We start from the raw sequence: 18,417 nt of genomic DNA, 5'->3' as shown, positions 1-18,417 counted from the left end.
TTGATTTTATTTGTTTTATTCGTTTTTTTTTAGTTAATTTATAATCCATTTAACTAACAAAAATCAATTATGGAATTAATTATTAGCCTACTCACAGGTGCCCTAGGTGGAAACCTAGCTGGTGCTTTACTAAAAAAATTCTCTATGGGTACTTTATGGAATTCTGTTGTTGGAATTCTAGGAGGCGCATTAGGAAGTCAATTATTAGGAACATTAGGAATTGACTTAGGAGGAATATTAGGAAGCATTGCTGGCGGTGGAGTTGGTGGAGGAGTTCTAATGGTAATCATTGGACTTATTAAAAGTGTTATGGGTAAGTAAAGAAAAAGTAGAATGAAGGGTAAAAAGATGCTATTTAAAGCATCTTTTTTTTTACATTAGTTTGTCATAAAAAGCTAAAAATGATAAAAAGTCAACTAACTTTTTCCAGCTACTTAAAAACTACAATAAAAAGCAAGTTGTTAGAAGCTCTCATACCTGAAATTATATCTTATTTTTCTAAAAAAGAACTTTCAAAGAATGATTTTTTTGTTAAAACTGGTAAGATACCTACTAGTTTTTGCTTTGTAGAAAGCGGTGTCTTACAACATTCAATACTAGTAAACGAGGAAGAAAAAACCACGTACTTTGCTTTAAAAAACACTTGTACAACTTCTTTAAAAAGTTTTTTACAAGAAATACCTTCCAGAAAAAACATAAAGGCTTTAAGTAAGTGTGTATTGTGGGTTATTGAAATTAATGACTTTAAATACCTTTTAAAAAACAATAAAGCTTTCTCCCAATTCTATTTTAACTTAATAGAGAATCAAATTTTTTTAATCGATGATTACCGTATCGATTTACTAACACTTAGTCCAGAAGAACGTTACCAGAAGCTTCTAATTAATGAACCTGATTTATTACAAAAGGTTCCTCTTCGTTATTTAGCTTCCTTTTTAGGGATTTCAACTAGAAATATGAGCAGAATTCGAAAAAACATAAAATAGTGCCATTTGGCTATAAACTATAAAGGTCTTTTTATGTAGTTTTGATTACTACATAACTTCTAAAAAAGAATATAACTCATGAAATATGATCCAATAAATAGCAGTTTATTTATTAATAACAGAAAAAACTTTATGGCACAAATGAAGCCAAATAGTATTGCTGTTTTTAATTCAAACGATATATATCCTGTAAGTGCTGATAGTACTTTACCTTTTGAACAACATAGAGATATTTTTTATTTAAGTGGTGTTGACCAAGAAGAAAGCATACTAGTACTATTTCCTGAATGTCCAAAACCACAATTTAGAGAAATTTTATTTTTACGTGAAACGAATGAACATATTGCTGTTTGGGAAGGTGAAAAATTAACTAAAGAAAAAGCGTATACATCTAGTGGTATAAAAACAGTTTTTTGGCTACAAGACCTAGAAAAAATAATGTTTGAATTAATGAGTTATGCTGAAACTATATACATTAATACTAATGAACATTATAGAGCAAACGTTGAAACTGAAACTAGAGAAGATAGATTTACAAAATGGTTACGTGAAAAATACCCTGCACATTCAGTAGCTAAAAGCAATCCTATTTTACAACGTCTACGTTCTGTAAAAGATAGTATTGAGCTAAACTTAATACAATCAGCTTGTGATATTACAGAAAAAGGATTTAGGCGTGTATTAGGGTTTGTAAAACCTGGTGTTTGGGAATATGAAATTGAAGCAGAATACATTCATGAGTTTGTTAGGAACCGTTCAAAAAAGTTTGCTTATACACCAATTATAGCTTCAGGAAATAACGCCAATGTTCTACATTACATAGAGAACAATCAACAGTGTAAAGCAGGAGATTTAATTTTAATGGACGTAGGTGCTGAATATGCAAATTATTCATCAGATATGACCAGAACTATTCCTGTTTCTGGACGCTTTTCAGATAGGCAAAAAGAAGTATATAACGCTGTGAATAAAGTAAAAAATGAAGCTACAAAAATGTTAGTTCCTGGAACTATTTGGGCTGATTACCATATTGAAGTTGGAAAAATTATGACTTCAGAACTTTTAGGTTTAGGGTTATTAGATAAAGCTGATGTACAAAATGAAGATCCTAATTGGCCTGCATATAAAAAATACTTTATGCATGGAACATCACATCATATGGGATTAGATACTCATGATTATGGATTATTACATGAACCAATGAAAGCAAACATGGTATTTACTGTAGAGCCTGGAATATATTTACCAAAAGAAGGCTTTGGAATTCGTTTAGAAGATGATGTAGTAGTGCAAGAAAATGGAAATCCATTTAATTTGATGAGAAACATTCCTATCGAAGCTGATGAGATTGAAGGATTAATGAATTAAAAAACACAAAAGAATGATAGTTGTAAACAAATGACTATCATTCTTTTTATATAATTACTTATCACTAATTTCCCGTTTTAAAACATTTAGTAATGTATTTATCTATTGACGCTTTTTTTTCTAATATATCAACTGGACTTGGTATAGTCCAACTTTTATTTTTAGTTGGTGGAGGACTTATTTTATTTACATATTCTCGTCTTATTCCTTTTAGGTATATGGGACATGCTATTGCCATCTTAAGAGGTAAATACGACAAACATGACTCTCCTGGAGACTTATCACACTATGAAGCTTTATCATCTGCTATTGCAGCTACCGTAGGAATGGGAAATATAAGTGGTGTAGCCATTGCTATTGCCATGGGTGGTCCTGGAGCAATTTTTTGGATGTGGGTAAGTGCTTTTGTAGGAATGGCTACTAAATTTTTTACTTGTAGTTTAGCTATAATGTACAGGGGTAAAGATGAAGAAGGAAATACAAAAGGTGGGCCTATGTATGTAATTACAGAAGGGCTTGGTAAAAACTGGAAAGGACTTTCTATATTTTTTGCATTAGCAGGGCTTATAGGTACACTTCCTGCATTTCAAGCAAATCAACTTACACAAACATTAGTTGACGTTTTTGAAGTAAACAAAGCCAATGAATTTACTGCTAAGTTAATTTTAGGAATTTCAATAGCAATTATTGTTGCTACTGTTATTTTTGGAGGAATTAAACGTATTGGAAGTGTTGCTGGAAAATTAGTACCTATTATGGTAGTAGTATATTTATTAACAGTACTTACAATTTTAGTGTTAAAAATAGAAGAAGTTCCTTCTATATTTTCATTAATATTTACTGATGCATTCACAGGAAAATCCGTTTTAGGTGGTGCTTTAGGTGCATTAATAATTACAGGAGTAAAAAGAGCAGCTTTTTCAAATGAAGCTGGTTTAGGTACTGCGCCTATGATGCACGGAACTGCTAAAACAAACGAACCTATTAGAGAAGGTTTAGTAGCAATGTTGGGCCCAGCAATTGACACCTTATTAGTATGTACATTAACAGCTTTAGCCATATTAGCTTCAGGAATTTGGAAAGGTTTTGAAGGAGATGGAATTACTATGACCTTAGCCGCTTTTAATGCTGTATTACCTTTTAATTCAGGAAGTATTATTTTAACAGTTTGTGTATTAATTTTTGCGTTTTCAACCTTATTTACCTATTCATTTTATGGATACAGTTGTTTGAGCTACTTGACCAACGCTAAGATTGGAAAATACTATAATTATATTTACATACTAGTTATAATAATAGCATCAGTTATTAAGCTAGATTTCGTAATTAATTTAATGGACAGTGCTTATGCTTTAATGGCAATACCTACCATAATATCAACATTAATATTGGCTCCTAAAGTAAAAAAGGCAGCAACTATTTATTTTCAAAAATTAAAAACTAATTCATTTTAGTTAGCTTTAGTTTTTCAATAATTTCAGCAGATATTAAATTAATTCGTTTTTGAGTTTCTTCAATTTTTTTAGTTAGCTCTGTAGAGTCTTTTGCTATATCTAAAGTAGTATTTGCTGTTTTGAAATACCAATCATTCCATGCAGAAATAATAGCTATTTCAGTATTTAATGAATCTCCTTTTTTAAGTGATATTTCGCTAAGTTTTTGTTCTTGTTGAAGTCTAGAAACAGCCTTGTTTTCAATAGTTTTTAAAATGGATTTTGCTGTAGTATTATTAGCATTCAATAAGGTATACGCTGAAACTAACGAAGTAACTCCAACATTTTTCAAGGTCGTTTTTGATACTTTATCTATTCTATCATTATCTGTATGATAAAACTGATCAGTAAAGTGCCAAAATAGTACACTAGGTATGTTTGCTTTTAAAAAAGGAACATGATCACTTCCTCCTTCAAAGGGATTTGTATTAACAGTCCAATTAGCTCGTTTACCTTGCTCTTTAAATTTATCAATTAAAAAATCATTTAAATAATGAGGTTTCATTTGATCAAGTTTCATTTTAAAACCACCCCATTCTGTATGTTTATCATTACCTCTTGTCCAAATTGCACTTGGGTCAGGCATTTTTTCAATCAGAAAAGTACCTCCAGTTTTTTTAGTGTCTTCACCAACCATGTCTAATGAAATTCCCCATTTAATATCTTTAGCTCTAACACTATCTTCTTTAACATACCTATTGGTTGAAACTATTTCATCACCCCATAAAAAAGTTAATGTTCTATTGGGTTCAAATCTTTTTTCTTCTATTAATTTTGCTGTAAGCGTAGCCATTTCCAAAGCAACTCCAACACCTGTGGCATTATCATTTGCTCCAGGTTCTTGAATGTGTGCACTAAAAACTAAACGTTCTTTAGAAATAACACTTCCTTTGATATCTGCTATTATCGTTAATTCTTCTGATGGATAAATATTAGTTGCTATGGTTACTTTTAAAGAAACTTTTCCTTTTAATAATTTAGCTTTTAATCTTTCTTTAGCTTCATAAGACATAGCAATTCCCCATGACTGTATTTTTTCATTTAACGGAATCGATCTAAACTGAATAGAAGTTGTATTTTTTTCTGGTTGTAAATATTTAGGGTTACTATACGAAATTACACCAACAGCTCCTCCTTTTACAATAGCCTCATTAAAAACCCTGGAAGGACTGGTTTCTACAAAAATAATTTTTCCTTTTACATCAAAAGTTTTGATTGTATTCAAATTTTTTACATAAATAACTTCAGCAACTACACCTTCTTTTGGAGTACTATAGGAATTTAACGCAATCATATTTCTATTAGTACTATGTTGTAGAAGCGGAATGTTTTCACCTTCAATTTCAACTATTGCATTTACAGATTCCCAAGTTGGTTTTTTTAAAGGTCTCTTTTCAATTCTATAGGTTAAAATATCTTTTTTCGTAGCTTTATCTTCATTTACAAACCCTGCTTTTTCTAATTGTTCTGCTATTCTATATACGCTTTTATTAAACCCCGTATTACCAACAACTCTCCAATATTTTTCAACAAAAGAAGTAGTTTCGAAGGCTAAATCACCCGTAAACTCTTTATTTAGAACATCAAAATAATTTGAAGAATTTAAAAGTTGCACTTCTTTTTCTTTCTTACAACTTATAAAAACGAATAGAAAAAGTGTACTTAAAAGTAAATTTTTAAACATAACCATTTTTTTAAAAACAATAAATATATCATTCTTTCTTTATATTTACTCACATAAAGTGATAAATAAACTATGGATCATCTATCATCTATCAACATTATAATTGGAATAGCTTTAATTGTATTTATTGTTTTTAATAAACATAATTTAGGTGAAAACTTATACGCTAAACTAGCCATCATTGGAGTTATCAGTTTTTTCACTTTTTCTGCTATCTCTGATTATATTATCACTGAATATGCCACTATTCGTTATAGTGTATTTACATTTATGGCTGTTGTTTTCTCGCATTTAATAGGTTTTTTTTTATTCCTATTTATCTCGGCAATTACTGGTCAAATTAACCATATTAAAAAGATAATAGTTATTACTATTGGAATTACTATACTAAGATTAATTATCATCTATTCTTTGTTAGAAGAATTCTTTAGGGGATTCAATGTTTTAGGTTCTGAAAAACAAACTGAATCCAGTTTTAAACTCCCTGTAATACTTGCAAATACAGATGAATTTATAATGGCTGCTTACAATTTAACCTTAACTATTATAGCCTATAGAACTTTAAAAAAAGCACCTTTAATTGTCGATTTAAAATCTAGTAAAGTATTGTATTATAAATGGGGAAAGATTATACTAATTTTTTCAATTATTCTGTACTCAATTGTATTTTTAGATACGATACTTTTATCTTTTAACAGAGAGAATTTGCATTATATTTTAATTGGAGAAAAAGTACTGCAATCAATATTTTTTATTTTCTTAAGTGTATCGATGATGTATTTTCCAGTGTTTGCTTATTCTGGTAAGTATGAAGATTTGTCTTCTTTATATAAAGTTGATAAAGAAAAATATCAAGGATCTACTTTAACTGATTCACAAGCTCTTTTTAAAGAAATAGATTTGTTAGTTCGAAATGAGAAATTGTATTTGGATTCTGAATTAAAGATGGATAAAGTTTCTAAAAAACTATCAAGACCAATTCCATACATCTCTCAGGCTATTAATGAGAATACACAAAATAGTTTCCCTGACTATATAAATTCTTTTAGAATAGAGGAAGCCAAAAAGAAATTATTGATAGAAAATCCTGATACTATTTTTTCCATTGCTATAGATATAGGTTTTAACAATAAAACTACTTTTTACAATGCTTTTAAAAAGTATACTAATATGACACCCACTCAATATAAAAAGCACTTTAAAAAAGAATAAGATTCGTAATTTGGTGAGGAAAACAGGTTCTACTTTTATTTCAATTATTTTTAGAATAAACTAGTGTATCATCTTAAGTTTCAATTATTCGATATTCAGATATTAATGTTCCTATAGAGAACTCATTACTTCTTTAAAAATTAAATCAATTTCCTTTTTCTAATGTTTAAAAAATCTTTCTAATCACTTTTATTTACCTCATATTATAAAAACGCACTCTTCAAAACCTGAAATAAAAAGTAAAATGGGTTCATTTTAATTAGTACTTAGTGTGTAGTTAAACATCTTCATTCCGTTGGTTTTTAAAGAGTTTAATGAGTAATTGTTTAAGGTAAACATTTATAAATATGGACTTATTTTTTGAGTTAGTATTTTAAAACTGAACTTTTTTTTTAAGAGGGTTATTTAGTTTTGAATCGAAATAATTTAACATTTTAATTAACCCTTCAGAAATGAAAAAAAACTATTTAAGGGCTTTTGTCCTTTCGTCGGTTCTTTTAGGAACTAGTTATCAAGTACAATCGCAAAACAAAAGAGAAGTAGAATCTATACGTAAAAATTACGATTTAGGGAAACTTCAAAAAATCGAGAAAGCCTATCAGAAAAAAGCTCTATCAAAAAAACAAAGAGCTTTTAAAATAGCCAAACAAAAAGGATGGGATACTACTATCTATAAGAAGGATGGTACATTTATGGAGCTTCAAGAAGTTGTAAATGGGCAACCAATTTACTATACAACTTTTAATGTTGATGCAGCAAAATCAACAAGAACAAACCATTTACATAACGGAGGTTCATTAGGATTAAACTTACTAGGACAAGGAATGAAAGCGTATGTATGGGATGGTGGAGTACCAAACAAAGATCACCAAGAGTATGATGGAGCAGGAGGAAATAACAGAGTATCTGTTGGTGATGGTTCATCTACACTTAACTTCCATGCTGAACACGTAACAGCTACAATTGTAGCCTCTGGTAAAGTAGCAAAAGCAAAAGGGATGGCACCACATGCAACTGCAATAGGAAATGACTGGAATAACGATAAAGCTGAAGCACTTAAGGAGGTTGCAAAAGGAATGCTTGTTTCTAACCACTCTTATGGTTATGGAGCACGACAAATTCCAGATTACTATTTTGGAGCATATATTACAGTTGCTCGTGAATGGGATGAAGTAATGTTTAACGCACCAAATTATTTAATGGTAGTAGCAGCGGGTAATGATGGAGAAGATGATAGTTCTAATGCTAAACCATTAGATGGAAAATCAGCTTATGATAAATTATCAGGACATTCAACAGCTAAGAATAATTTAGTAGTAGCAAATGCACAAGATGCAAATGTTGATACAAGCGGAAAATTAATCTCAGTATCAATTCATAGTTCAAGTAGTGAAGGACCAACGGATGATTTACGTATTAAGCCAGATATTACAGGTAACGGATCAGGAGTATATTCAGCTACTCACTTCCCTAGTTATGATAAAGCAACAGGGCAAAATAAAAGCGATGGCAAAATAACAGATGATTATGTTGATATGACAGGAACATCAATGTCAGCACCAAATGTAACTGGTTCTTTATTATTATTACAACAACATTACAAAAACAAAAACAACGGAAGCTTTATGAAAGCAGCTACCTTAAAAGGATTAGCATTACATACAGCAGACGATGCAGGTTCAAAAGGACCAGATGCAATTTTTGGATGGGGATTATTAAATGCTAAAGCTGCAGCTGAAGTAATTACTAAAAGAGGTAAAGAAACACAAATCAAAGAATTAACATTAGCTTCGGGAAAGACATATACGTTAACTGTTGAGTCTGATGGTAAAAGTCCTTTATTGGCTTCTATATCATGGACAGACAGACCAGGTACTGCTACCGAAAAAGCGAACCAATCAACAGCTATTTTAGTGAACGATTTAGATTTAAAAATCACTAAAAATGGAACAACTTATAGTCCTTGGAGATTAACAGGAGTAACAACAAACGGAAAAGGAGACAATAAAGTAGATCCTTACGAAAGAGTAGATGTTGTAAATGCATCAGGTACATATACAATTACGGTATCTCATAAAGGAACATTAACAGGTAATAGCCAAAACTATTCTTTAATTGTAACAGGGTTAAAAGGAGCCCCGATTGTTTGTAATGCTACTGTACCAACAAATGTAGTTGCTAATAATATAACAAATACTGAAGCTAAAATTGAATGGTCTGCTGTAGCAGGAGCTAAGTATAATATGGGGTACCGTAAATCAGGTACTACAAACTGGACAACTAAAGAAGCAACGACAAACAATTATAAAATTGTAGGTTTAACAGCTGAAACTAAATACGATGTTCAAGTACGTAGTAAATGTGCTACTAAGAATTCAGCATATAGTTCAGTAATTAACTTTACAACGAAGGCTGCTCCAGTTAAAGACACTCAAGCACCAACAGCTCCAGCAAGCTTAAAAGCAACTAATATTGAGCAAACTACATTAACATTAAACTGGACAGCTTCAACTGATAATGTTGCTGTAACTGGATACGATGTGTACCAAGGAACTACTAAGTTAGGAGTTGCAACAAATACTTCGTATAATGTAACAAGTTTAACAGCAAATACAGCTTATCAATTTTCTGTAAAAGCAAAAGATGCGGCAGGTAATGTTTCTGACAGTAGTAACAAATTAAGTGTAACAACTAAAAAAGATGCGGCTGAAAAAGATACTCAAGCACCTACAGCACCATCTAATTTAGCATCAGCAAAAGTTGAAAAAACAACATTAACTTTAAATTGGACAGCTTCTACAGATAACGTAGCAGTAACAAGTTATGATGTATATCAAGGTACGAATAAAATAGGCACAACAATAGCTACTACTTATAATGTTTCTGGTTTAACAGCAGATACATTTTACGAATTCTCTGTAAAAGCAAAAGATGCAGCAGGTAATATTTCTGACAGTAGTAACGAAATTTTTGAATTTACCAAAGGTGACTGGGGAGATGACTGGGGAGAGTTTTCGATAAACAGTAGTACTTCTTCTGATATTACAGTTTTTCCAAATCCTGCAACTAACTTTTTAAACATTAAAATTCCATCACTATTAAATGCAAAGTATCGTGTTTTAAATGTAACGGGGATAGTAGTTAAATCAGGACAGGCAACTAAAAGTATTAATATCTCAAAACTACCTAAAGGAATTTACTTTTTTGAATTTAAAAACAAAAAAGAACACCATATAATAAAATTCATAAAAGAGTAGTTAAACTGATTAATAAGTAGTCCCCCCTTTTTTAATCTAAAATTAAAGCCTCAACTATTAAACAGTTGGGGCTTTATAATTTACTAACTGATATTATTTTATATCATTACTACACTTTATATATCTTCTAAAGTTTTATCGCTTTAAACTGCTTTTTTTTCTTCCTCAGAATTAATAATAAATTTAATTCTTAATGAAATACATTAACTTATTTTATTAGAAAACTCAAAAAAAGTAAATTCCTTAACTTTTTTAAATGTGTTATATTTGACAGGAATGTTAATTTGTTTATTTAAAAAAACAGAGAAGATTTGCATAAAATTGATTAAATAATATGAAAAACAACATCACTAAAGGAATTATTTTTGGCGCACTTCTTTTTTTAATATCAGCTATAATAATTCCATACATAGAAGGAGTAACAATTACTAATCAAATACTATTACAAGGGTTTCTAATTTATTTTTTATTAGGTAGTACTCTATATATTATAGTATATACTCTTTTAAACAAGCTCAAAAAAAAGTAAAATTCTTAATTTTTCTTAGTCAAAACTTCATCTTCAAAAGAGACCCCCTCAAAACCTGTATTCATAAAATTACGTATATTTTGATGATCAGTACCATTTGGATTTTCTAATACATCTTTAAAATAATATTGTCCAAAACAAGCTAAAGTCTCCTCTTTTGTAAATTGTTGTTTCATTCCAAAAGCTAATACTTTACTAGATCCTAAATTTTCAGTTTTACTATTTTGTAAATTTCCATTTGTAAATGCAGATGCATTAAAATTATATAGCGCTTCAATAGTAGAAATCGTTTCTGAAAACACAATTTGAGAAGGTGTGTTTTTTAGTTTTTTTATAAAAGATTCTAAAGTCATTTTGATAGTATAAGTTTTGTTACAAAAAAACAAAAACTACTAGTAGAAAACGAGCAAATAGAAAATTTACACATACTTTTTAGTCTCGTTAAAAATGATGCCTTTATTTTCTAAAATAGAATCGAATACTTTTAACCACCAAATAAAAACTAATAAGTATTATAATTATAGCCCACATCCAATATGTACCAATAGTATTCTCTGCAATAGCTTGTGTGTCTGAGTTTTGAATTTGACCTCCCCTTTTAAACTGTTTCGTAAATAAATAGTTTAATTGAAGGTAACTACTCAAAATAGATTGTAGTCCTAAAAACAGTAATGTTCCAACTTCTATATTTTTGTTTTTCAAAAATGTTATTCCCACAAAAACAATAGCAAAAGCTCCTAATACAATAACTCCCCAATATGATCGAATCCATACCAGTAATGAAAGAATAATCATACCTGTTAATAATCGCAATAATATGGTAGCACTTCTTGCATTTTTTGCTCCAGCTATTAATAGTGCTCCAGCTATTGCCGGACCTAATAAACCACCCATTGCAGTAATAGCCTTTCCTATATTTAAGGGTAAAAACCTGTTAGTTAATGTAAAATACGCTACACCTCCTCCATTTTCATAAATTTCTAAATATTTAAAACTACCTCCAGTACATATTGCAGTAAGTCCATGGCCCATTTCATGAAACCAAGTTCCCAGTAATCTAAAAGGATATTGAATAGTAGTAAAATAGGGCAACTGTAACAATAAAAAAACAATTATGGCCGTAGCTAGTATAATATAATTAAGTTGTTTAGTCATTTTTTAAGAGAGTTTTACTTATAAAGTAATTTTAATATTTTTACTTAAAACGTTTTAAATCGTGTAGTTTCAAATTCCTTTAGGTTAATTCTAAACATTTTCTTTGAAGGAACTCTTTGTAAAGGATCTACTTCATAACCTCCAAGTAAATATAAATAACCCTCCGATAAAAACATCTCACAAGATTCATATAATAAATTAATTTTAAATTCTTTTAAAGAAGAATTCAATGTATTAAAGACATAAACATTTGATTCGCTAAAAATATAAATAAGGTTTCCATTAACTTCAATAGCTGGTTTACTCATTTTATTCGGTAGTCTTTTCTCAACTCTCCACTTTCCAGTTCTTAAATTAAAAGAAGTTATTTTATCTATTTTCTTATTATTATTTCCTCCAATTAGATAAACTTTTTCTTTTATTCTAACACTTTCCGTTTCTTTAGGATCAGGCAATTTACCCAATATTCTCCACTTGTTTTGTTTCGTGTCATAAAGTGTTACATCATTAGAAAACTTTTGTTTTCCACTTTTTAAACGTTTTACGGATCCACCTAATAATATAATTTTATCTCCAAATCTTGAAACTCCTTGATTAACTGCTTTGTGTTTATTTTTTAATGATTTTTCTTTACGTTTAGTAATAAGATTAAAAACTTCAATATTATCCGTTAAGTATTCCCTTTCTTTATTTCTTGATATTTTTTTTCCTCCTATCAAATACACTTTATTCTGTATTAAAACTGCTTTATGATTTGCTTTAGGTTGAGTTTTTGATTTAAGTTTTGACCATCTTTTTGTTTTTATAGTATAGACGTAAATAGTACTACTATAACTTATATAACTTTTATAAAGAAGAAGACTTTTCATGGGAGTATTTGATTCACTAGCTTCTTTTAAAGCAATAGTAGCTGCATCTTTTAAAATTGATTTGTCTCCTCCAAAAACATAAATTTTACCCTCATACAAAACAGATGCGAAACTATGTATTCCCTTTTCTAGCTCAGGTAGCGTTTCAAAGGTTAATTTTCTTTTCTTTTTATATGAAATTAAGACTTCAGAAAGTTTATTATTTTGTTCAATTAAAAAAATAGTGTCATTTAGTTTTTGACTTAAAACGATTGTTCTATCTAAATATTTAATATGTGAAAAATAAAATTTTCCTGTTTTTAAATTCGGAACGGTAACATTTCCTATACTATCAGAAATAAATACATTGCCTTTGTATTTGACATGAACATTCTTTATGGGTTTCTTTTGAATTGAATCAAAAAGAACTAAAACTCTGTTTTGACTTGACAATAAATAACATTGAAATAGCAATAAGATAAATGGCAATTTTTTCATAAAAAATAAGCATCAAAAATTATACCTAAATATCTAATAAAATATTCTGAAGTAAAAAGTTAAAATCCGTAATTTTGCAACTTCTAAAACAAGAATACAATGTACAGAACGCATACTTGTGGCGAGTTAAGAGCATCGCACATTAATACTGAAGTAACCCTTTCTGGTTGGGTACAAAAATCACGTGATAAAGGATTTATGATTTGGGTAGATTTGCGTGATCGTTACGGAATTACACAGTTAATTTTCGATGAAGAACGTACTTCTAAAGAGTTAATGGAGAAGGCTAAAACTTTAGGTCGTGAGTTTGTAGTACAAGTTACAGGAACAGTAATTGAGCGTCAATCTAAAAATTCAAATATAAATACTGGTGATGTTGAAGTATTAGTTGCTACATTAGAAGTATTAAATGAAGCTAAATTACCTCCTTTTACTATTGAAGATGAAACAGATGGTGGAGAAGATATTAGAATGAAATATCGTTATTTAGATATTCGTCGTAACCCAGTTAAAGACAGCTTAATTTTCCGTTCAAAAGTATCAATGGAAGTTCGTAAGTATTTATCTGACAAAGGATTTATAGATGTTGAAACTCCATATTTAATAAAGTCTACTCCAGAAGGAGCACGCGATTTCTTAGTTCCTTCACGTATGAATGCTGGTCAATTTTACGCATTACCACAATCACCTCAAACCTTTAAGCAATTGCTAATGGTAGGTGGAATGGATAAATACTTTCAAATAGTAAAGTGTTTTAGAGATGAAGATTTACGTGCAGATCGTCAACCAGAGTTTACACAAATAGACTGTGAAATGGCTTTTGTTGAACAAGAAGATATTTTAGAGATTTTTGAAGGAATGACACGTCATTTACTAAAAGAGATTAATGGTGTTGAGGTTGATAAATTCCCACGAATGTTGTTTGATGATGCAATGCGTTTGTATGGAAACGACAAACCAGACATTCGTTTTGGAATGGAGTTTGGTGAATTAAATAAGGTTGCTCAACATAAAGAATTTAAAGTATTTAATGATGCTGAATTAGTGGTTGGTATTGCCGTTCCTGGTGGAGCATCATACACACGTAAAGAAATTGATAAATTAATTGATTGGGTAAGGCGTCCGCAAGTAGGAGCTTTAGGAATGGTATATGTAAAATGCAACGAGGATGGTTCTTTTAAATCATCTGTAGATAAGTTTTATAACCAAGAAGATTTAGCTAAATGGGCTGAAACTACTGGAGCTAAAGCAGGAGATTTAATCTGTATTTTATCTGGTAATACTACTAAAGTAAGAGCACAATTAAGTGCCTTACGTATGGAAATGGCAGAACGTTTAGGTTTACGTAAACCAAACGAATTTGCACCTTTATGGGTAATTGATTTTCCTTTATTAGAACTAGACGAAGAGACTGGGCATTATCATGCAATGCATCACCCATTTACATCGCCAAAACCAGGTCAGTTAGAAATGTTAGATACTGATCCAGGAGCAGTGAAAGCAAATGCATACGATTTGGTGTTAAATGGAAATGAAATTGGAGGAGGATCTATTCGTATTCACGATAAGGAAACTCAAGCAATTATGTTTAAGCATCTAGGATTTTCTGAAGAAGAAGCTAAAGAACAGTTTGGTTTCTTAATGGATGCTTTTGAATATGGAGCACCTCCACATGGTGGTTTAGCTTTCGGTTTAGATCGTTTGGTTGCTATTTTAGGAGGACAAGAAACTATTCGTGATTTTATTGCTTTTCCAAAAAACAATTCTGGTCGTGATGTAATGATTGATGCACCAGCTACATTGAATGATGAACAGTTAGAAGAGTTAAGTATTAAACTTAATGTAAAAGAATAAATAACTTAAAATAAAAAACCTGTTCTAAAATTAGAACAGGTTTTTTATTATTATGTATTGATTTAATTTTATAATAAATCAAATCCGATATCTTTTCTATAATTCATCTTTTCAAATGAAATTTCATCAATGCTTGCGTATGATTTTTCTAATGCTTCTTCTATAGAGTCTCCAAAAGAAGTAACTGCCATTACACGACCTCCGTTAGATACAACCTTTCCGTCTTTTTCAGTTGTTCCTGCATGAAAAACAATAGAATCATTAACAGAATCAAAACCTGTTATTTCTTTTCCTTTTTCATATGCCTCAGGATACCCCCCTGAAACCAACATAACTGTAGTTGCAATTTGATTTGTTACTTCATATGATTTACTCTCTAAAGTTTGATTTGCTACACCTTCAAACAAGTCTACCAAATCAGATTGAATTCTAGGTAACACAACTTCAGTTTCAGGATCTCCCATACGAACATTATATTCAATTACTTGTGGGTTTCCATCTACATTCATTAATCCTATAAAAACAAACCCCCTATAATCTATTCCATCTTTCTGTAACCCAATTACCGTAGGTTTAACCACACGTTCTTCTACTTTTTGCAAGAATGCTTCATCTGCAAAAGGAACTGGAGAGATTGCTCCCATTCCTCCCGTATTTAATCCAGTATCTCCTTCTCCGATACGCTTATAGTCTTTTGCTGATGGCAATATCTTGTAACTTTTACCATCAGTTAAAACAAAAACAGAAAGCTCAATTCCATCTAAAAATTCTTCTATCACAACTGTTGATGATGCCTCTCCAAACTTTTGATTAGATAACATTTCTTCTAATTCAGTTTTAGCTTCTTCTAACTCATTAAGAATTAAAACACCTTTACCAGCTGCCAACCCATCGGCTTTTAATACAAATGGAGGATTCAATGTTTCTAAAAAAGCAAAACCTTCTTTTAAAGTATCTTTAGTAAATGATTGATATCTTGCAGTAGGAATATTATGTTTTTCCATAAATTGTTTAGAAAAATCTTTACTTCCTTCTAACAAAGCGCCATCTTTTTTAGGTCCAATAACAGGAATTTTTTTCAACTCATTATCTGCTAAGAAAAAATCGTGAACCCCTTCTACTAAAGGTGCTTCAGGCCCAACAACAACCATACTTATTTCGTGTTGTAAAACAGTTTCTTTTACCTTTAAAAAATCTGTAGGGTTAATTGGTAAATTTTTGGCAACTGTAGCTGTACCTGCATTTCCTGGGGCTACATATAAGTTAGTTATCTTATTACTTTCTGAAATTTTTTTAGCAAAGGCATGTTCTCTACCTCCTGAACCTAATATTAAAATATTCATTGTTGTGTGTTGTTATTTTGTAATGCAAATATACTGTGTGTAAATGGGTTGTTTTTAAGTTATTCCCCATTTTTTAAAATATTTTATTGCAGATGATAAATGGTAGAAAAGTAATTTTATTTTTTTTGAAGATCCTTGCTTAAGAATATGATACACTTCTACTTCTGGAAAATACAGTTTCTTTTTGCCTATAAAGTCAATTTTTTTACAAATATCTATGTCTTCCATATATAGAAAATAACGCTCATCAAAACCTTTTATTTGTACAAAATCTTTTGTTTTATATAATTGAAAACAACCTGTTATATATTCAGGATAGAATGGTTTAGATAGGTTTCTATTTCTATATTGCCCTTTTTTAATACGACTAAAAAACAACGGTTTTAACAATCCAAATCGCCTTACTAATAACTCAATAATAGTAGGGTATCTTCTACATGAAAACTGGTGTTCTCCATTTGGAAACAATACTTTAGGAGCAATCATTGAAACATTAGTATCTATGTTTAATTGAGTTATTAAATTAGGTATAACCTCCTTTTTAAAAACTACATCTGGGTTTAAAATTAAATGATATTTTGAGTAGTCAGTAATAGTCTCAATTATTTGATTATGTCCTTTACCAAAGCCTAGGTTTTTTTTGTTTTCAATGTAAATTATCTCATCATTTTTAAATTCATTTTTAAACAGAGAATTCTTTGTATTGTCTATTAAATATAATTTTTTTGATATAGGAGATGATAAAAAGCTATTAATAGTTTTTTTTAACTCATTAATATCTTCTTTGTATAAAACAATTGAAGCCGATATGATTACTTGTTTTTTCAAATTTCTAATATGCTTTATCTTCTCCTTTAAAAACGTTAAAAACTGTTTGAAATATTATTTTTACATCTAACATAAGTGACCAATTTTCAATATAAAAAATATCAAATCTCACTCTATTTTCAATATCAATTCTATTGGTAATTTCTCCTCTATAACCACTTACTTGTGCTAATCCAGTAATACCTGGCTTAACAGATTTTCTTTTCATATAATTTCTAACCTCTTTAGTAAACTTAAAAGACTGTTCATTCATATGTGGTCGTGGGCCTACAACACTCATTGAGCCGAGTAAAACGTTAAAAAACTGAGGAAATTCATCTAAACTTGTTTTTCTTAAAAATGCTCCAACCTTAGTAATTCTCGTATCATTTTTACTTGTATGAATTTTATCAGCCATACTATTTATACGCATTGACCTAAACTTATAACAAACAAACTCTCCTCCATATAACCCCTCTCTTTTTTGTTTAAAAACCACTGGTCCTTTTGACTCAAACTTTATTAAAATAAATAATAAAGGATATAACCAAGACATTACAAACAAACAAATTAACAATGAAAACACTATATCAAAACTTCTTTTTATTATCCTATTCTCAATCAATTCGAAAGGCATTTTTTTTACCTTTAAAACTACTGTAGAACCTCCATAATATTCAGAAGTAGTGTTCTTATTATACAGTTCGTTTGCATTTGGAATTAGTTTTACAACCCTGTTTTTTTTTGTAGCAAACTTTGTTATTTTTTTTACTTGTTTTTCTGTTAATTCAGTTAATGAACAATATATCTCATCTATCTGATTTTTTATAACATACTTCAAGCTACTTTCTATAGTTCCTATATGCTCATTGCTTCCTTGTGATTCATCAGAAAAAAAACCACAATATTCATATCCTAACTCTTTGTCTTTTTTAAATAAATTAATTAATTTTTTAGCTGAGCTATCATATCCTAACACAATTACTTTTCTATAGTTTTTACCATAGGTTCTATATTTTTTTAACAAGAAAATACCTAAGAACTTAAATATAGTTATTGATAAAAAAATAGTAAGTAAAACATTTGCTTGATTGTTTACTATTTCTCCTTCTCTAAAAATTGAAAAGTATGAGAAATACCCTAAAGTAAATATAGATAACTGGATTATTATAAGACTTAAAACCTTAAATAAAGAAGTGAAGCGATATACATTATAAAAACCAGTAAACAAAGAAGATAAAATCCAGAATAAAGAAGCATAGCCTAAAAAATGAATTTGCAAATATTCTTGATCATTAATTAGAAATACCACTAAATTAATGATTAATATATCATTTAGTAGAAATAGAGAATTTATGTATTTTGAGTATCTTTTTCCCATTC

At 29.7% G+C, this 18,417-nt stretch carries 14 protein-coding genes; 7 read left to right on the top strand and 7 right to left on the bottom strand.

The window, feature by feature from the left end:
- Nucleotides 1-69: 69 nt before the first annotated feature.
- The 4 genes from ACKTTQ_RS05055 to ACKTTQ_RS05040 all read left to right on the top strand — a co-directional run bounded on the left by ACKTTQ_RS05055 (nt 70) and on the right by ACKTTQ_RS05040 (nt 3,808).
- Complete coding sequence (locus ACKTTQ_RS05055) at nt 70-321, top strand: hypothetical protein (protein WP_093869443.1); 252 nt, start codon at nt 70-72, stop codon at nt 319-321.
- An 80-nt stretch (nt 322-401) separates the two neighbouring features.
- Nucleotides 402-986 carry a Crp/Fnr family transcriptional regulator gene (locus ACKTTQ_RS05050; RefSeq protein WP_299132571.1) on the top strand — a complete coding sequence of 195 codons (585 nt, stop codon included), beginning with the start codon at nt 402-404 and terminating at the stop codon, nt 984-986.
- Nucleotides 987-1,064: 78 nt separating this feature from the next.
- Nucleotides 1,065-2,354, top strand: coding sequence for an aminopeptidase P family protein (locus tag ACKTTQ_RS05045; RefSeq protein ID WP_093869445.1), 1,290 nt, complete (start codon nt 1,065-1,067; stop codon nt 2,352-2,354).
- A 92-nt stretch (nt 2,355-2,446) separates the two neighbouring features.
- Entirely contained in the window at nt 2,447-3,808 is a 1,362-nt protein-coding gene (locus ACKTTQ_RS05040) for an alanine/glycine:cation symporter family protein (protein WP_143032758.1), read from the top strand.
- On the opposite strand, the gene ACKTTQ_RS05035 is transcribed toward ACKTTQ_RS05040, so the two are convergent.
- Nucleotides 3,795-5,531 carry a M28 family peptidase gene (locus ACKTTQ_RS05035; RefSeq protein WP_408048568.1) on the bottom strand — a complete coding sequence of 579 codons (1,737 nt, stop codon included), beginning with the start codon at nt 5,529-5,531 and terminating at the stop codon, nt 3,795-3,797. The two genes, ACKTTQ_RS05040 and ACKTTQ_RS05035, sit on opposite strands and share 14 nt — an antisense overlap.
- Before the next feature lie 72 nt (nt 5,532-5,603).
- On the opposite strand from ACKTTQ_RS05035, the gene ACKTTQ_RS05030 reads away from it, so the two are divergent.
- Both ACKTTQ_RS05030 and ACKTTQ_RS05025 read left to right on the top strand, forming a co-directional pair.
- Nucleotides 5,604-6,743, top strand: a complete 1,140-nt coding sequence (locus ACKTTQ_RS05030) for a helix-turn-helix domain-containing protein (protein WP_093869446.1) — start codon at nt 5,604-5,606, stop codon at nt 6,741-6,743.
- Between the two features lie 452 nt (nt 6,744-7,195).
- Nucleotides 7,196-10,000: a fibronectin type III domain-containing protein gene (locus ACKTTQ_RS05025; RefSeq protein ID WP_408048567.1), complete on the top strand. Its 2,805-nt coding sequence runs from the start codon at nt 7,196-7,198 to the stop codon at nt 9,998-10,000.
- Nucleotides 10,001-10,534: 534 nt separating this feature from the next.
- On the opposite strand, the gene ACKTTQ_RS05020 is transcribed toward ACKTTQ_RS05025, so the two are convergent.
- From ACKTTQ_RS05020 to ACKTTQ_RS05010, 3 genes are all read right to left on the bottom strand, one after another.
- Complete coding sequence (locus ACKTTQ_RS05020; protein WP_093869449.1) at nt 10,535-10,882, bottom strand: HopJ type III effector protein; 348 nt, start codon at nt 10,880-10,882, stop codon at nt 10,535-10,537.
- Nucleotides 10,883-10,985: 103 nt separating this feature from the next.
- On the bottom strand, nt 10,986-11,684 hold the full coding sequence (locus ACKTTQ_RS05015) for a M50 family metallopeptidase (RefSeq protein ID WP_093869450.1): 699 nt from the start codon (nt 11,682-11,684) through the stop codon (nt 10,986-10,988).
- Nucleotides 11,685-11,728: 44 nt separating this feature from the next.
- Nucleotides 11,729-12,985, bottom strand: coding sequence for a Kelch repeat-containing protein (locus tag ACKTTQ_RS05010; protein ID WP_408048566.1), 1,257 nt, complete (start codon nt 12,983-12,985; stop codon nt 11,729-11,731).
- 144 nt (nt 12,986-13,129) lie between these two features.
- Between ACKTTQ_RS05010 and aspS the strand changes: the two genes are divergently transcribed.
- Nucleotides 13,130-14,884, top strand: coding sequence for an aspartate--tRNA ligase (aspS, locus tag ACKTTQ_RS05005; RefSeq protein WP_093869452.1), 1,755 nt, complete (start codon nt 13,130-13,132; stop codon nt 14,882-14,884).
- 68 nt (nt 14,885-14,952) lie between these two features.
- Here the strand turns inward: aspS and purD are convergent, their stop codons facing one another.
- The 3 genes from purD to ACKTTQ_RS04990 are packed head-to-tail and all read right to left on the bottom strand — an operon-like array spanning nt 14,953 to nt 18,415.
- Nucleotides 14,953-16,227, bottom strand: coding sequence for a phosphoribosylamine--glycine ligase (gene purD, locus ACKTTQ_RS05000; protein WP_408048565.1), 1,275 nt, complete (start codon nt 16,225-16,227; stop codon nt 14,953-14,955).
- A 54-nt stretch (nt 16,228-16,281) separates the two neighbouring features.
- Nucleotides 16,282-17,055: a glycosyltransferase gene (locus tag ACKTTQ_RS04995; protein ID WP_093869454.1), complete on the bottom strand. Its 774-nt coding sequence runs from the start codon at nt 17,053-17,055 to the stop codon at nt 16,282-16,284.
- 4 nt (nt 17,056-17,059) lie between these two features.
- Nucleotides 17,060-18,415 (bottom strand): exopolysaccharide biosynthesis polyprenyl glycosylphosphotransferase, encoded by a 1,356-nt coding sequence (locus ACKTTQ_RS04990; protein ID WP_408048564.1) that lies wholly within the window; start codon nt 18,413-18,415, stop codon nt 17,060-17,062.
- Nucleotides 18,416-18,417 lie beyond the last annotated feature (2 nt).

The organism is Tenacibaculum halocynthiae (assembly GCF_964512825.1).
Taxonomy (GTDB): Bacteria; Bacteroidota; Bacteroidia; order Flavobacteriales; family Flavobacteriaceae; genus Polaribacter; species Polaribacter halocynthiae.
This window is presented reverse-complemented; position numbering and strand designations above follow the sequence as displayed.

Coding starts and splice junctions, on each gene's coding strand:
- ACKTTQ_RS05055 (WP_093869443.1), top strand. CDS start 70: ATGGAATTAATTATTAGCCTACTCACAGGTGCCCTAGGTGGAAACCTA.
- ACKTTQ_RS05050 (WP_299132571.1), top strand. CDS start 402: ATGATAAAAAGTCAACTAACTTTTTCCAGCTACTTAAAAACTACAATA.
- ACKTTQ_RS05045 (WP_093869445.1), top strand. CDS start 1,065: ATGAAATATGATCCAATAAATAGCAGTTTATTTATTAATAACAGAAAA.
- ACKTTQ_RS05040 (WP_143032758.1), top strand. CDS start 2,447: ATGTATTTATCTATTGACGCTTTTTTTTCTAATATATCAACTGGACTT.
- ACKTTQ_RS05035 (WP_408048568.1), bottom strand. CDS start 5,531: ATGTTTAAAAATTTACTTTTAAGTACACTTTTTCTATTCGTTTTTATA.
- ACKTTQ_RS05030 (WP_093869446.1), top strand. CDS start 5,604: ATGGATCATCTATCATCTATCAACATTATAATTGGAATAGCTTTAATT.
- ACKTTQ_RS05025 (WP_408048567.1), top strand. CDS start 7,196: ATGAAAAAAAACTATTTAAGGGCTTTTGTCCTTTCGTCGGTTCTTTTA.
- ACKTTQ_RS05020 (WP_093869449.1), bottom strand. CDS start 10,882: ATGACTTTAGAATCTTTTATAAAAAAACTAAAAAACACACCTTCTCAA.
- ACKTTQ_RS05015 (WP_093869450.1), bottom strand. CDS start 11,684: ATGACTAAACAACTTAATTATATTATACTAGCTACGGCCATAATTGTT.
- aspS (WP_093869452.1), top strand. CDS start 13,130: ATGTACAGAACGCATACTTGTGGCGAGTTAAGAGCATCGCACATTAAT.
- purD (WP_408048565.1), bottom strand. CDS start 16,227: ATGAATATTTTAATATTAGGTTCAGGAGGTAGAGAACATGCCTTTGCT.
- ACKTTQ_RS04990 (WP_408048564.1), bottom strand. CDS start 18,415: ATGGGAAAAAGATACTCAAAATACATAAATTCTCTATTTCTACTAAAT.